At 67.1% G+C, this 14685-nt stretch carries 15 protein-coding genes; 10 read left to right on the top strand and 5 right to left on the bottom strand.

Features of this window, described 5'->3' with window-relative positions; all coding sequences use genetic code 11:
• The first annotated feature begins 49 nt into the window (after nt 1–49).
• From AC1DCZ_RS02640 to AC1DCZ_RS02620, 5 genes are all read left to right on the top strand, one after another.
• Nucleotides 50–1339 (top strand): ABC transporter substrate-binding protein, encoded by a 1290-nt coding sequence (locus tag AC1DCZ_RS02640; RefSeq protein WP_476894474.1) that lies wholly within the window; start codon nt 50–52, stop codon nt 1337–1339.
• Between the two features lie 8 nt (nt 1340–1347).
• Nucleotides 1348–2385 (top strand): carbohydrate ABC transporter permease, encoded by a 1038-nt coding sequence (locus tag AC1DCZ_RS02635; RefSeq protein WP_476894473.1) that lies wholly within the window; start codon nt 1348–1350, stop codon nt 2383–2385.
• Nucleotides 2382–3272 (top strand): carbohydrate ABC transporter permease, encoded by an 891-nt coding sequence (locus AC1DCZ_RS02630; protein WP_476973287.1) that lies wholly within the window; start codon nt 2382–2384, stop codon nt 3270–3272. The genes AC1DCZ_RS02635 and AC1DCZ_RS02630 overlap by 4 nt, the downstream gene beginning before the upstream one ends.
• A 10-nt stretch (nt 3273–3282) precedes the next feature.
• Entirely contained in the window at nt 3283–3537 is a 255-nt protein-coding gene (locus AC1DCZ_RS02625; protein WP_476973286.1) for a hypothetical protein, read from the top strand.
• Between the two features lie 108 nt (nt 3538–3645).
• The gene (locus AC1DCZ_RS02620) at nt 3646–4737 is read left to right on the top strand and encodes a LacI family DNA-binding transcriptional regulator (RefSeq protein WP_476973285.1); all 1092 of its coding nucleotides are present in this window, start codon (nt 3646–3648) and stop codon (nt 4735–4737) included.
• Between the two features lie 52 nt (nt 4738–4789).
• Here the strand turns inward: AC1DCZ_RS02620 and AC1DCZ_RS02615 are convergent, their stop codons facing one another.
• Together AC1DCZ_RS02615 and AC1DCZ_RS02610 are read right to left on the bottom strand one after the other, a co-directional pair.
• Nucleotides 4790–5713 (bottom strand): DUF8083 family protein, encoded by a 924-nt coding sequence (locus AC1DCZ_RS02615; protein WP_476973284.1) that lies wholly within the window; start codon nt 5711–5713, stop codon nt 4790–4792.
• 31 nt (nt 5714–5744) lie between these two features.
• Nucleotides 5745–6551 carry an exodeoxyribonuclease III gene (locus AC1DCZ_RS02610; protein ID WP_476894468.1) on the bottom strand — a complete coding sequence of 269 codons (807 nt, stop codon included), beginning with the start codon at nt 6549–6551 and terminating at the stop codon, nt 5745–5747.
• A 189-nt stretch (nt 6552–6740) separates the two neighbouring features.
• On the opposite strand from AC1DCZ_RS02610, the gene AC1DCZ_RS02605 reads away from it, so the two are divergent.
• The 5 genes from AC1DCZ_RS02605 to AC1DCZ_RS02585 all read left to right on the top strand — a co-directional run bounded on the left by AC1DCZ_RS02605 (nt 6741) and on the right by AC1DCZ_RS02585 (nt 11701).
• Nucleotides 6741–8240, top strand: coding sequence for a CoA-acylating methylmalonate-semialdehyde dehydrogenase (locus tag AC1DCZ_RS02605; RefSeq protein ID WP_476973283.1), 1500 nt, complete (start codon nt 6741–6743; stop codon nt 8238–8240).
• A complete protein-coding gene (locus AC1DCZ_RS02600) occupies nt 8240–9322 on the top strand; it encodes an enoyl-CoA hydratase/isomerase family protein (RefSeq protein WP_476973282.1) in 1083 nt (360 codons plus the stop codon). The genes AC1DCZ_RS02605 and AC1DCZ_RS02600 overlap by 1 nt, the downstream gene beginning before the upstream one ends.
• Nucleotides 9315–10256, top strand: a complete 942-nt coding sequence (gene mmsB / locus AC1DCZ_RS02595) for a 3-hydroxyisobutyrate dehydrogenase (RefSeq protein ID WP_476973281.1) — start codon at nt 9315–9317, stop codon at nt 10254–10256. Before AC1DCZ_RS02600 ends, mmsB begins: the two co-directional genes overlap by 8 nt.
• Nucleotides 10257–10322: 66 nt before the next feature.
• A complete protein-coding gene (locus AC1DCZ_RS02590) occupies nt 10323–11102 on the top strand; it encodes an enoyl-CoA hydratase (RefSeq protein WP_476973280.1) in 780 nt (259 codons plus the stop codon).
• 38 nt (nt 11103–11140) lie between these two features.
• Nucleotides 11141–11701, top strand: a complete 561-nt coding sequence (locus AC1DCZ_RS02585; RefSeq protein ID WP_476973279.1) for a hypothetical protein — start codon at nt 11141–11143, stop codon at nt 11699–11701.
• A 63-nt stretch (nt 11702–11764) separates the two neighbouring features.
• Here the strand turns inward: AC1DCZ_RS02585 and AC1DCZ_RS02580 are convergent, their stop codons facing one another.
• From AC1DCZ_RS02580 to AC1DCZ_RS02570, 3 genes are read right to left on the bottom strand one after another with little or no spacing between them, the layout of a single operon-like run.
• Nucleotides 11765–12367 carry a hypothetical protein gene (locus AC1DCZ_RS02580; protein ID WP_476973278.1) on the bottom strand — a complete coding sequence of 201 codons (603 nt, stop codon included), beginning with the start codon at nt 12365–12367 and terminating at the stop codon, nt 11765–11767.
• A gap of 10 nt (nt 12368–12377) precedes the next feature.
• Nucleotides 12378–12884, bottom strand: a complete 507-nt coding sequence (locus AC1DCZ_RS02575) for a MarR family winged helix-turn-helix transcriptional regulator (RefSeq protein WP_476894461.1) — start codon at nt 12882–12884, stop codon at nt 12378–12380.
• 2 nt (nt 12885–12886) lie between these two features.
• The gene (locus tag AC1DCZ_RS02570) at nt 12887–14614 is read right to left on the bottom strand and encodes an AMP-binding protein (RefSeq protein WP_476973277.1); all 1728 of its coding nucleotides are present in this window, start codon (nt 14612–14614) and stop codon (nt 12887–12889) included.
• Nucleotides 14615–14685: the final 71 nt, after the last annotated feature.

The following is a 14685-nucleotide window of genomic DNA, read 5'->3' as shown; positions in this document are numbered from 1 at the left end:
CAACTGCACCGCCGATTTTCACCGGTACTCAGCGAGGAGACCCCACAGTATGAAGACCCCTAAGTTCCTACTTCCTGTCGCAGCGGCAGGCGTTCTAGCCCTTACCCTTTCGGCCTGCAGCGGCGGAGGAGGCGGAACGACCGGCGGTAGCGACGGCGGCGACGCCGCGCAGGGCCTCGACGGCCGCGGCCCCATCACGTACGTCCAGGGCAAGGACAACAGCAACGTCGTCCGCCCGCTCATTGAGAAGTGGAACGCCGCCCACCCGAACGAGAAGGTCACGTTCAAGGAGCAGACCGACCAGGCCGACCAGCAGCACGACGACCTCGTCCAGAACTTCCAGGCCAAGAACGCCAACTACGACGTCGTCAGCGTGGACGTTGTCTGGACCGCCGAGTTTGCCGCAAAGGGCTGGCTGCAGCCGCTCAAGGACAAGATGGCCATAGACACCTCGGGGATGCTGAAGCCGACGCTTGACGCGGCTTCCTACAAGGGCACGCTTTACGCGGCCCCCGAGTCCTCCGATGGCGGCATCCTGTACTACCGCAAGGACCTCGTCCCCACGGCGCCCAAGACGTGGGACGAGATGATGAGCATGTGCTCGATCGCCAAGACCAACAACATGGGCTGCTACTCGGGCCAGTTCTCCAAGTACGAAGGTCTCACCGTCAACGCTTCCGAGGCCATCAACTCCTCCGGCGGCTCCGTCCTGGATAAGGACGGCAAGCCCAGCCTGAACACGCCGGAAGCCAAGAGCGGCTTGGAGAACCTCGCCAAGGCCTACGCCGACGGCAACATCCCGAAGGAGGCCATCACCTACAAGGAAGAGGACTCCCGCCAGGCCTTCCAGGACGGGAAGCTCCTGTTCCTGCGCAACTGGCCCTATGTCTACAACCTGGCCACCACCGAAGGCTCCTCCAAGGTCAAGGACGTACTCGGCATGACCGCCCTTCCCGGCAAGTCCGGCCCGGGCGCATCCTCGCTCGGCGGCCACAGCGCCGGCATGAGCGTCTACTCGAAGAACAAGGCCACGGCCGCGGACTTCCTGAAGTTCCTCACCACTGAAGAAACCCAGAAGTTCTTCGCTACGCAGGGGTCCTTGGCTCCGGTGCTGACCAAGCTCTACGACGATCAGGAACTCGTCGCCAAGCTCCCGTACCTGCCGGTCCTGAAGACCTCCATCGAGAACGCCGTCCCGCGCCCGGTGACCCCGTTCTACCCGGCCGTCACCAAGGCCATCCAGGAAAACGCATACTCGGCCATCAAGGGCGAGAAGGCAGTCGACGCAGCGCTGTCTGACATGCAGAAATCCATCGAAACTGCCACTGCAGGAAAGTAACCAAAGCCATGGCAACCGAATTGGGCCCGACGCCGGTCAAGACACCGGCGTCGGGCGGTACCCCGATCCACCACGCGCCTAAGGGTGTTGGCGAGGACAACCGGATAGCAAGCCAGGGCCGCTGGGCATCCTGGCTGCTTGCCCCCACCATCGTCGCCCTCGGTGTTGTGATCGTTTACCCGATCATCAGCGCCATCGTCATGTCCTTCCAGGCGGACGCCGGCCTTGACCCCGTTACAGGGCTCTTCACGGCCGGCGGGCCCGCCGGATTCTCCAACTACGTCAACTGGATCGCACAGCAATGTGCAGCCGGCGGCGGCGGTACGATCGCCTGCCCGCCCGGAACCCTGGGTTCCCAGTTCTGGTCCGCCACTGCCACCACGTTCTTCTTCACAATCGTCACCGTGACCCTGGAGACCGTGCTCGGCTTCTGGATGGCACTCATCATGGCCCGGACCTTCAAAGGCCGCAGCGCCGTACGCGCCGCTGTCCTGGTTCCGTGGGCCATCCCCACGGCTGTCACCGCCAAGCTGTGGTTCTTCATCTTTGCCTTTGAAGGCATCGCCAACAAGCTGTTCAACACCACGATCCTGTGGACGGGCAGCGAGTGGCCGGCCAAGTGGGCCGTCATCATCGCCGATGTCTGGAAGACGACGCCGTTCATGGCACTGCTGATCCTGGCAGGCCTGCAGATGATACCCGCGGAAGTCTACGAAGCCGCTAAGGTCGACGGCGCCAGCGCCTGGCAGCGGTTCCGGATGATAACCCTTCCGCTGGTCAAGCCGGCGCTCATGGTGGCCATCCTCTTCCGTACCCTGGACGCCCTGCGCATGTTCGACCTTCCGTACATCCTCACGGGCGGGGCGAACAACACCACCACGCTGTCCATCCTCGTGATCAACCAGATCCGGCAAGGGTTCAACGCGGCGGCGGCTCTGTCCACCCTCACGTTCATCATCATCTTCCTTGTCGCGTTCATCTTTGTCCGCTTCCTGGGCGCAAACGTCGTCGAGCAGCAGACCGGCACGGGTAAGGGGAAGAAATGACCGCCGCAGCAACCCAACTCCGGGCACAGCAGGACCGTGGCCGCAAGGCTGCCCAGAACCGCGAGAAGTGGGCCCAGGGCCGCACGTACGTCAGTGCAGCCGTGATCCTGATTTGGTGCCTGGCTCCGGCCTACTGGATGGTGGTGACGGCATTCAGGGAAGTCGGTTTCACGTACGACACCTCGCTCCTGCCCACCCACGTCACGATGGAGAACTTCAACACCGCCTTCGACACCTCGTTCGGCAACCACTTCGGGCAGGCCCTGCTCAACAGTGTGTTCATCGGCCTGGTGGTGACCATCGTGTCACTGCTGATCGGCGTGTTTGCCGCCTACGCCCTGGCACGGCTGACCTTCAGCGGTAAGTTCCTGGTGCTCGGGTTCATCCTGGGGGCCTCCATGTTCCCCGGCGTCGCCCTCATCACCCCGCTCTTCCAGCTGTTCACCAACATCGGCTGGATCGGCACCTACCAGGCGCTCATCATTCCGAACATTTCGTTCGTACTACCGCTGACCGTGTACACGATGACGTCGTTCTTCCGCGAGATGCCGTGGGAGCTTGAGGAATCGGCGCGTGTGGACGGCTGCACCCAGGGACAGGCGTTCCGGAAGGTCATCATGCCTCTCGCGGCACCTGCCATCTTCACGACGGCGATCCTTGCGTTCATCTCCTCCTGGAATGAGTTCCTGATCGCCAGCCAGCTGTCGAACGACAAAACCCAGCCGGTCACGGTGGCAATTGCCAACTTCGCGGGAGCGCAGCCTATGCAGATCCCGTACACGGCCATCATGGCGGCCGGGACCATCGTCACCATTCCGCTGGTGATCCTGGTTCTGGTGTTCCAGCGCAAGATCGTGGCCGGCCTCACCGCCGGCGCAGTCAAGTGACGCGGATCCAATGACAGCCAAGCCCGACTTCGGCCATGTTCGCCGCGAGCACCGCCGTGTGCGGTCCGGGGAGGATTTCGACATCATTATCGGATTCCTGGGCTTCTGGGCAGTGGTGCTGTTCGTAGTCACAGTCTGGTCGGAGGTGACCGCCCAGCCCGCCCTCGGCTGGGCGGTGGGTTTGCTGGCCACGCTGCTGGCCCTGTACGGAATGGTCAGGCTGCGCAGGCGCCTGCCGCGGAGGACGGCGACCCGACGCCGCTGACGCGGCACAGTTGAGGGCTGGAACAGCGTTTATCCGGTTGCCCTGGGGAGGCGAGGCAGAGCCGTTCTGCTGACGGCCGACAGATCGGACAGCCGAAAAGGGGATACGGTGGCACGGACAACTGACAGGGCTCAACGGGGTGGCCACTCCGGAGTCAGCATCGACGATGTGGCCGCAGCCGCCGGGGTCTCCACGGCCACCGTGTCCCGGGCAGTGCGCGGACTGCCCAGGGTTTCCCCGGCTACACGGGAGAAGATCCTGGGCATCGCCGAATCCTTGGGCTACGTGGCCTCCTCCTCCGCATCGGGACTGGCCACCGGCCGCACGAAGACCATCGGCGTCCTGGCGCCCTTCGTCAGCCGCTGGTTCTTCTCCAAAGCCATCGAGGGCGCCGACCGGGAACTGCACTCCCGCCAATACAACCTCTCCCTGTTCAATCTGGGCGGCCACGGCAGCCACCGCGAGCGGCTTTTCAGCAAGACCATGGTCTACAAGCAGATCGATGCTCTGCTTGTCCTCTGTATGGCGTTGTCCCACGAGGAAATCGAACACCTGCAGAAAATCGATATCCCGCTCGTGATCGTGGGCGGACATGTCGAGGATTGCCCCTACATCGGCATTGACGACTACGCCGCGGCGGCCACCGCCGTCCGCCACCTGATCGGCCTCGGACACACGGACATCGCCCTATTGCACGGCGATGACGAAACGGACTTGAACTTTGACGTTCCACGGGTCCGCATCCGGGCCTTCCAGGATGTGATGACCGAGGCTGGCCTGCCGGTCCGGCCCGAGTGGGACGTTTGGGGGGACTTCACCGTGCGCAGCGGCCAGGCAGCTTTCAACCGTCTCTGGGGCGTGGCCGGGGGTAAGCCAACCGCGATCTTCTGCGCCTCGGATGAGATGGCCATGGGCGTCATCTTTGAGGCCAACAAGGCCGGCGTCCGGGTCCCGGAGGACCTGTCGGTGATCGGAATCGATGACCACGACTTCTCGGAGGCCGTAGGGCTCACCACGGTCGGGCAGCGCCCTGATGAGCAGGCCGAGCTCGCCACCAAGATGCTCCTGGACGAACTCGACGGCATCGCCGGGGCGGTGCGCTCCGTCGTGGCGCCCCACCGGCTCATCGTCCGGAGAACGACGGCGCCGCCGCGCCTGATGTCCGCAGCCAGGCTGCAGGAGCCGGCCGGCCAGTCCTGAACGCCGGGCCAGCCCACGTCTGCGGGCCAGGAACGCGAGTCCCGGCTGCCGTTCAGGACGCGCGAGCCAGTTGCCGGATCGGGATCCAGCGGGAAGCCAGCCGTCGGTACGCTGCGGCGGCCCCCGTCATATCGCCTTCGGCCAGGCACTCAATGCCCAGCCGCACGTCCAGCGGGGAGTCATCCGGGTAGACCTTGTCGGCGACCGCGCCATAATCGAGTTCCACAACCGACTCCGGGTGGAACAACTCCAGCCACTCGGTGAGCTGGGTCAGGTCCTCGAGCATGTCAAGGTCAGGCGCGGCGATGGCCAGATGCGCCACCGCATACCGCACCCGATCCAGCGCTTCGCTGATGCTGGCCCGGATGCGGACGGTGACGATGTGGCCCTCGGACTCCACGACGTCCGTGGGAGCCGATTCCTGGAACAGGCAGAACCAGCTGAACGGGATGCCCCACGTGGAAGCGCGGGTGTGGACGCGGCTCACGCCCTCGTGGGCGCGCACCTCATCGATGCGTTCCTGGTGCTTGTCCCGTTGCTCCTCCGGGATCAGGAGCTGGGCCAGGGGCCCGTGGATCCCTTCCATGAGGGCATTTGCCGCCAGTCCGGCGCGCAGGACCAGCTGGCTGGGGCAGTACAGCAGCCGCTCGGGCTTCGCGGGGGCGGCGGGGCTGCCGGGATCGGCCGCGGTCCCGTCCGGCGTGCTGTTCTTGGCCGATGCAGGTTTCGCCGGTGCCGCGACAACGCGCACCAGATCCGTCCGTCCGGTGGGAAACGGGTCCCCGCCCGGGCGGGTGATGCGTCCCAGGGAGGCGAGCAGCTCGGCATTCTCCACGGCGGCTCGGGAGGCCGTTCCCGCGGCCACCGCCTTCAGGGCCTGCTGCTGGTCGGGGGCGAACGCGTCCAGGGGCTCATAGATCCGAAGCGCGGACGAGAACGGCAGTCCGGCCTGTCCGCGGTAGAGGCTTCCTGTCATCGGATCACGACGCTTCCCGGGACCTTGCCCATCAGTCGGCCAGCTCCACTACCACCGGGGCGTGGTCCGAGGCGCCTTTGCCCTTGCGCTCCTCGCGGTCGATCATCGCCCCGGTCACGCGCGCTGCCAGGGCGGGGGAGGCCAGGACGAAGTCGATCCGCATGCCTTCCTTCTTCGGGAAGCGCAGCTGCGTGTAGTCCCAGTAGGTGTAGACGCCGGGCCCCGGGGTGTGCGGGCGGACCACATCCTGGAACCCGGCGTCCTGGAAGGCCCGGAAAGCTGCCCGTTCGGGCTCGCTGACGTGGGTGAGGCCTTCGGTCCGGAAGTAGTCGATGTCCCAGACGTCCTCGTCCTGGGGGGCGATGTTCCAGTCGCCCATCAGGGCGATCTGGGCCTCAGGGTCCGCCTGGACCCACGCCTCGGCATGGGACTTGAGCGTGTCCAGCCAGCTGAGCTTGTAGGGCATGTGTTCGTCATCGAGGGCGCGGCCGTTGGGGACGTACAGGCTCCAGACGCGGACGCCGCCGCATGTGGCGCCGATCGCCCTGGCTTCCTGCACGGCATCCTTGCCGTTCTTGCCGAAGACAGGCTGGTCCATGAAGGTGCGCTCGACGTCGTCGAGTCCCACGCGGGAGGCGATCGCCACCCCGTTCCACTGGCTCAGGCCGAAGTGCGCGACTTCATAGCCCATGCGCTCGAACAGTTCCCAGGGAAAGTTGTCGTCCTTGCATTTGGTTTCCTGGATGGCCAGGACGTCACAGTCGGTGCGCTGCAGCCAGGCCTCCACGCGGTCGGCACGGGCGCGGAGCGAGTTCACATTCCAAGTAGCAATCTTCACAGTCCCTAACTTACCGAACTTGTCAGCGGGGCGGAGCGGCCGGGGCTCCCCCGGGCGCTCTGGAAATTAGTAGGAAGTCCGAGTATATTCAGAACCGGGGATGATCTGGGTCACACTTCGGCGCGGTCATCCAGGCCATCGACGCCGGCAGCAAGCCAGGCAACCACAGGTGCAAAGGAGCATTCGATCATGGTTCGTGAGCTATCCCATTACATTGGCGGAGAGCATGTGGAGGGCACCTCGGGGCGTTTCAGCGACGTCTATGATCCCTGCACCGGCGAGGTCCAGGCCCGGGTGCCGCTGGCCAGCGCCGAGGAAGTGCGCAACGCGGTCGCCAACGCGGAAAAGGGCCAGCTCGAATGGGCCGCCATGAATCCGCAGCGCCGCGGCCGGATCCTGCTCAAATTCGTTGACCTCGTCAACGCGAACATGGACGAACTCGCCACCCTGCTCTCCTCCGAGCACGGCAAGACCTTCCTCGACGCGAAGGGCGACATCCAGCGCGGCATCGAGGTCGTGGAGTTCGCCGCGGGCGCCCCGCACCTGCTCAAGGGCGAGTTCTCGGACAGCGCCGGCACCGGCATCGATGTCCACTCAATGCGCCAGCCACTCGGCGTGGTTGCCGGGATCACGCCGTTCAACTTCCCGGCCATGATTCCGCTCTGGAAGTCCGGGCCCGCCCTCGCCGCCGGCAACGCCTTCATCCTCAAGCCCTCCGAGCGGGACCCCTCCGTGCCGCTGCGCCTGGCCGAGCTTTTCACCGAGGCCGGACTGCCGGACGGCGTCTTCAACGTGGTCAACGGGGACAAGGAGGCCGTGGACGCGCTGCTGGAGGACTCCCGGGTCCAGGCCATCGGTTTCGTCGGGTCGACGCCGATCGCGCAGTACATCTACGCGACCGCCGCAGCCCACGGCAAACGCGCCCAGTGCTTCGGCGGCGCCAAGAACCACATGGTCATCATGCCGGACGCGGACCTGGACATGGCCGCGGATGCCCTGATCGGCGCAGGCTTCGGCTCCGCCGGCGAACGCTGCATGGCGATCTCGGTCGCCGTGCCGGTCGGCCGGAAGACCGCCGACGCGCTCGTGGCCAAGCTGCAGGAGCGGATCGCGGACCTCAAGGTCGGCCACAGCCTCGCCAAGGACTCCGACTTCGGCCCCGTCGTGGCGCCATCCGCCAAGGACCGGATCGAAGGCTACATTGCCTCCGGCGTCGAGGAAGGCGCCAGCCTGCTCACCGACGGCCGCGGCCTCAAGGTGGAAGGCTACGAGGGCGGTTTCTGGGTCGGCCCCACGCTCTTCGACAACGTCACCAAGGAAATGAAGATCTACAAAGAGGAGATCTTCGGCCCGGTGCTCAGCGTCCTCCGTGCGGAAAGCTACGACGAAGCGCTGCGCCTCTGCAGCGAAAACGAGTTCGGCAACGGCGTCGCGATCTTCACCCGCGACGGCGACTCGGCCCGCGACTTCGCCAGCCGCGTCCAGGTGGGGATGGTGGGCATCAACGTCCCCATCCCGGTACCGATCGCCTACTACACCTTCGGCGGCTGGAAGGCCTCCGGCTTCGGCGACCTGAACCAGCACGGCGCGGACGCCTTCCGCTTCTACACCAAGACCAAGACGGTCACCACCCGCTGGCCGTCGGGTATCCGGACGGGCGCCAGCTTCGTGATGCCGGAAGGCAGCTGATGGCGGAGCTACCCGAAGTCTCCGGACCTGCAGCCGGCGAGGTGCTGTTTGAGCGCCGCGGCCGGCTCGGCGTCGTCACCCTGAACCGGCCCAAGGCCGTGAACGCCCTTACCGCAGGCATGGCCTCCGCCATGCTGGAGCAGCTCACGCAGTGGGCCGACGACGACGCCATCGCGGCCGTGCTGGTCCGCGGCGCCGGCGACCGGGGCCTCTGCGCCGGGGGCGACATCGTGGCCATCTACCGGGACATGCTCGACGGCGGGACCGGCACGTCGGAATTCTGGCAGGAAGAGTACCGGCTGAACGCCCTGATCGACGCCTTCCCCAAGCCGTACGTGGCGTTCATGGACGGGCTGGTCCTGGGTGGCGGCGTAGGGATCTCCGCGCACGGCTCGGTCCGGATCGTCACTGAACGCACCCGGATGGGGATGCCCGAGACGACGATCGGTTTCGTGCCCGACGTCGGCGGGACCCTGCTGCTCTCCCGCTCGCCGGGGGAGTCCGGCACCCATGCCGCCCTGACCGGTGCGCACCTGAGCGGTCCGGACGCGCTGTTCCTGGGGCTCGCGGACCACTTCGTGCCCTCCGCGCACCTGGCGGAGCTCGCGGCGGCGCTGGAAAGGGAACCGGTGGACGCCGCCGTCGCGCGCTTCACGGAGCAGGCCCCGCCGTCCAGCCTCGAAGGACAGCGCGAGTGGATCGACGTCTGCTACTCCCGTGACGACGCGGAGGAGATCGTTCGCCGGCTGCGCACTTTTGGGGGAGCAGCAGCCGCCGAGGCCGCCGACACGATCACCGCCAAGTCGCCGACGGCCGTGAAAGTGGCACTCGAATCCCTGCGCCGGGTCCGTGGACTGAACCTGGCCCAGGCCCTGGAACAGGAGTACCGGGTGGGCCTGCGGTTCCTGGCCGGCCCCGACTTCCGCGAGGGCATCCGGGCGCAGGTGGTGGACAAGGACCGCACGCCGCACTGGCAGCCCGCCGCGCTCGCGGACGTGACGCGGGACGACGTCGAGTCCTACTTTGCGCCGCTGGGCGAGCGTGAACTGAAGCTCTCTTCAAAGGAGAAGAACAATGCCTGAGACCACAGCAAAGGAAAGCCGCATCGCCTTCCTCGGGCTCGGCCACATGGGCGGCCCGATGGCCGTCAACCTGGTCAAGGCCGGCTACAGCGTGACCGGATTCGACGTCGTGCCCGCGGCCATCGAGGCGGCAACGGCCCACGGCATCGCCACGGCCGGCACCGCCGCCGAAGCCGTAGCCGGCGCCGCCGTCGTGCTGACCATGCTGCCCAGCGGCAAGCACCTCCTGGATGCCTACCGCGGCACCGGCGGCCAGCCCGGCCTGCTGGACGTGGCCGGGCCCGACACCATGTTCCTGGACTGCTCGACGATCAACGTGGACGAGGCCCGCGAGGCCGCCCAGCTGGCGGTCGCCGCGGGCCACCGCGCCGTCGATGCGCCTGTCTCCGGCGGGGTCGTGGGTGCCGAGGCAGGCACCCTGACGTTCATGGTGGGCGCCCTGCCGGAGGACTTCGGGACCGTTCAGCCGATGCTGGAGGTAATGGGCAAACGCGTGGTCCATTGCGGGGAACACGGTGCCGGACAGGCCGCGAAGATCTGCAACAACATGATCCTGGGCGTCTCCATGATCGCGGTCAGCGAGGCCTTCGTGCTCGGCGAAAAACTGGGGCTGACCCATCAGGCGCTGTTTGACGTCGCTTCCGCCGCCTCGGGACAGTGCTGGGCGCTGACCACGAACTGTCCGGTGCCCGGACCGGTCCCCACGAGCCCGGCCAACCGGGATTACCAGCCCGGCTTCGCGGGAGCGCTCATGGCGAAGGACCTCAAACTGGCGCTGAACGCGCTGCAGAGCACCGGAGTCGCGGCCCGGCTCGGCCCGCTCGCGTCGGAAATTTACGATACGTTTGCCGCGGAAGGCGGGGCGGGCCGGGACTTCTCCGGAATCATTACCGACATCCGGGACAAATCAGGCTCCGGCGCGGCCGGGCACTAGGCCCGGACCGAAGCCAAACCGGCACCAGATCCGGAACCAGACTCAAACCAGCTAAGGGGAACACTCATGACGGATCAGTACGGCAACATCCTGGTGGAGCGCCGCGGCCGCGTGGGCCTCGTGACGCTAAATCGGCCGGAAGCCCTGAATGCCTTGAACAAGGCCACGATGGACGAACTCGTCAAGGCCGTCACCGCGATGGACGCGGACCCCGCGGTGGGTGCGGTGGTCGTGACCGGTTCGGCGAAGGCCTTCGCAGCCGGCGCCGACATCAAGGAAATGCAGTCCAAGGGGTACATGGACATGTACGCGGCGGACTGGTTCCGCGGCTGGGAGGACTTCACCCGGCTGCGCATTCCCGTCGTCGCGGCCGTGTCCGGATTCGCCCTCGGCGGCGGCTGCGAGCTGGCCATGATGTGCGATTTCATCATCGCCGGGGACAACGCCAAGTTCGGCCAGCCGGAAATCAACCTCGGCGTGCTCCCGGGCATGGGCGGCTCGCAGCGCCTGACCCGCGCGGTGGGCAAGTCCAAGGCGATGGACATGATCCTGACCGGCCGCTTCATGGACGCCGAGGAGGCTGAACGGGCGGGCCTGGTCTCCCGCGTGGTCCCGGCCGCCGACGTCGTCGAGGAGGCACTGAAGGCGGCCGGGGTGATCGCGTCCAAATCGAAGCCCGTGGCGATGGTGGCCAAGGAAGCGGTTAACGCTGCCTTTGAGACCGGGCTTGCCCAGGGCGTGCTGTTCGAGCGGCGCGTCTTCCACTCGCTGTTCGCCACCGAGGACCAGAAGGAAGGCATGGCCGCCTTCACCGAGAAGCGCGAGCCCGAATTCAACCACCGCTAGGGTGCACCGCAGGCACTTCCCGAAAAGAGGTAGCCATCATGAACACCGGTTTCCTGGGAGTCGGAGCCTCCCCGGAGGAGGTCCATGCGGTGGTGCCCGGTGACGGCCTGGTCCCCGCACCTGACGTCGTCATGGACCGGGCCTTTGACCTGCCCGCAGCACCCGACGCGGTCTGGCCGTGGATGCTGCAGCTGGGCAAGGAGCGCTCCGGCTGGTACCTGCCCGGCTGGGCGGAGCGCCTGGTTCCGCCCGGCCGGCGCGCCCTCCGGCACATCGACCCCGGGCTGCTGGACCTTCGGGCCGGGGATGTGATCGCCGACTGGGGCGGCCCGGGGGCCAGCTTTGAAATCGTGAGTATCGACCCGCCCCGGGCCCTCGTACACCGCTCCCGCCGCGGCACGGTGTCCATCAGCTGGGCCATCGTGCTGCGGCCGGTTCCGGCGCCGGTTCCGGCGGCCGGGCTGTCCACCCGGGTGCACCTTCGGCTCCGGCTCGCGGGCGTCCGGCGGCGCCGCCTCGTGGAGACGGGAGGTGGGTTGTTCGACCTGCTCACGATCGCCGGCCTGGCGGCAGGCCTGCGGGAGCGGCTCAGCCGGTGATGGCCCTGCCCGGAACCCGGAGTGCGCCGGCGCTGGTGCGCTGGATGCCAGCCGCGGCCCGCGTCAGGTGCCCGGGACGTCCCCGGGGAACTCCTCCCGGTACACGAGGTAGTGCCGGTCCGTCAGGGCCAGCGTGCCCCGGACCATCCGGTGCGGCCGGTACAGGTGCCCGTACGGGTCCTGCAGGATCGCCTCTTGCAGGTCTTTTGCGGTGAGCAGCAACGCGTTGACCTCCTCCAGCGACTGAAGATGTTGTGTCCGGCCCGGCTGGCGCACGATCCACGCCTGGGCTCCTGCTGAGCCGGCGGCCGTTTCTTCCAGTACTTCGAAGAGGGAGGCCAGGAACCCGGCCTCGGAGTCCCGCATCAGCCGCTCCAGAGGGTACCTGCGCGGGTTCTCCTGCTGCGCGGCCTCCCAGGCCGCCCGCAGCCGGTCAATATCCGCCTTCCCGGTGGAGTGCCCCAGTGTGAGGTGTCCGCCTGCACCGGCCAGCAGCGGGTGGTCATTGCCTGCCCTGTCGATGATGCTGTCAGCCTGGCCGGTGGATTCGAAGCTGCGGATCGCGGCTTCGGCAGATGCGGCGTAGCCGAATAAGCTGCCGCCCACCGTAATGAAGTCCGTGTCCCCCGATCCGGGCCCGGCCCCAATTCCCTGCCATGTCCCCATGTGAACCTCCCTAGCCGCTGAAGTCCCCGGCATTCCGGCGGAATGTGCCCAGGATCCGGATCAGCTGGTCGACGTCCTGCTCGGCGAAGCCGGACTGGCCGAAGACTTCGGAGTTGAGCACCGCCGTCGCCCGCTTGGCCAGGGTGCGCCCCTCGGGGGTGAGCTCAATCAGCGTGGTGCGCCCGTCGGTGGGATGCGGCGAACGGATGACGAGGCCGGCGTCCTGGAGTCGGTCGACGGCGTTGGTCACGGACGTGGGGTGGACCTGCAGGAGGGCGCTGGCCTTGTTCATCGGCAGGGCGCCGCTGCGGGCGAAACTCAGCAGCGCCAGGAGTTCGTACCGGGCGAACGTCAGCCCGAACGGCTTAAGGGCGGCTTCGATCCGGGCCAGCAGGATTTGCTGGGTGCGCATGATGGCGGTGATGGCGGCCATCGGCGCGGCAACGTCGGCCCAGCCGTGCCGTTCCCAGTTCAGCCGGGCCTCGGCGATCGGATCACGCGGCAGCGGCGTTGCCACGGTCAGCCCTGGCCCTTCAGGCCCGGGAAGTCCGACTCGGAGTACTCGACGCCGAGCCCGGCCGGAACAGCGCCCCCGCCGTGCCGGAGTTCCTCGCTGTGCCGCAGCTCCACGCGCCGGATCTTGCCGGAGATCGTCTTGGGCAGCTCGGCAAACTCGAGCCGGCGGATCCGCTTGAACGGGGCCAGATGGTCGCGGCAGTAGCGCAGGATGTCCTCGGCGAGCTCGGGCCCGGGCTGGTGCCCGGCGGCCAGGACCACAAACGCCTTGGGTACCGAGAGCTTGAGCGGATCGGGGGAGGGGACGACTGCGGCCTCCGCGACCGCCGGGTGCTCGATCAGCACGCTTTCGAGCTCGAAAGGGGACAGCCGGTAGTCGGAGGACTTGAAGACGTCGTCGCCCCGGCCCACGTAGGTGATGATGCCGCGCTCGTCCCGGCTCGCCATGTCCCCCGTGTGGTAATAGCCGCCGCGGAAGGCGTCCGCCGTTTTTTCCGCGTCCCCGTAGTACGCCTTCATGAGCCCGACGGGCCGGGGATCGAGGCGCAGGCAGAGCTCGCCGTCGTCGCCCTCTTCACCGGTGGCAGGGTCGACCAGCACGACGTCGTACCCCGGCAGCGGCCTGCCCATGGCGCCGATCTTGATCGGCTGGCCCGGGGTGTTCGCGATCTGCACGGTGGATTCGGTCTGGCCGAAGCCGTCACGGATGGTCTGCCCCCAGGCCCGGTTGACCTGGTCGATCACCTCGGCGTTGAGCGGTTCACCGGCGGAGACCACCTTCGTGGGCGGGTTCTTCAACAGGGTGAGGTCGGCCTGGATGAGCATGCGCCAGACGGTGGGCGGAGCGCAGAAGCTCGTCACTGCCTCGCGGTCCATCTGCTCCATCAGGGCCTTCGCGTCGAAGCGCTCATAGTTGTAGATGAAGACGCAGGCTTCGGCGATCCACGGCGTGAAGACGTTGGACCAGGCGTGCTTCGCCCAGCCCGGGGAGGCCACGTTGAGGTGCACATCGCCGGGCTCCATCCCGATCCAGAACATCGTGGACAGGTGCCCTACCGGATACGAGGTGTGGGTGTGTTCCACCAGTTTGGCCTTGGACGTGGTGCCGGACGTGAAGTACAGCAGCAGTGTCTCGTCGGCCAGGGTTGGGGCATCGGCGGTGAAGTCCGGCGACGCGGACGCGGACTCCAAATACTGCAGGGCCGCGGCCGGGCCGGTGCCGCCGTCGCCGATTTCGATCAGGGTGTAGTCGCCGGGGACGTCGGCGAACTTCGCGATGTTAGCGCTTCCGACGGCGGCCCAGGTGGCGCCGCCGCGTTCCACCCGGTCCTTGAGGTCCGCCGGTCCCATCAGGGTGGTGGTGGGGATCATGACGATGCCCAGCTTGATGCCGGCCAGCATGAGCTCCCAGAGTTCCACCTGGTTGCCGAGCATGATGATCATCCGGTCCCCGCGCCGGACACCCTGGCGCCGCAGCCAGTTGGCGACCTGGGACGAACGCTGTGAGAGGTCCGCGAAGCTGCGCCGCGTCGCGGAGCCGTCCTGCTCGACGATCACGAGGGCCGGCTGGTGGGCCTTGGCCGGGTCCGCCGCGATCTGGTCGAACCAGTCGAGGGCAAAGTTGAATTCCTCAAAGCGCGGCCACCGGAATTCGCTGCGCGCTGCGTCATAGTCCTGTCGAAGGGCGAGCAGCCTGTCCCGTGCGGCGCGGAATTCCTCAGTGACGGTCATGGTGCACCTTTCGACGTCTTCGCGCGGAGCCGTCCGGGCCCGGCGCCATTCCCTGATGGGCGCACCGGCCG

The organism is Arthrobacter sp. 10N418 (assembly GCF_056394725.1).
Note: the sequence above shows the minus strand (reverse complement) of the source record. Positions and strands in the feature narration are given on the sequence as shown.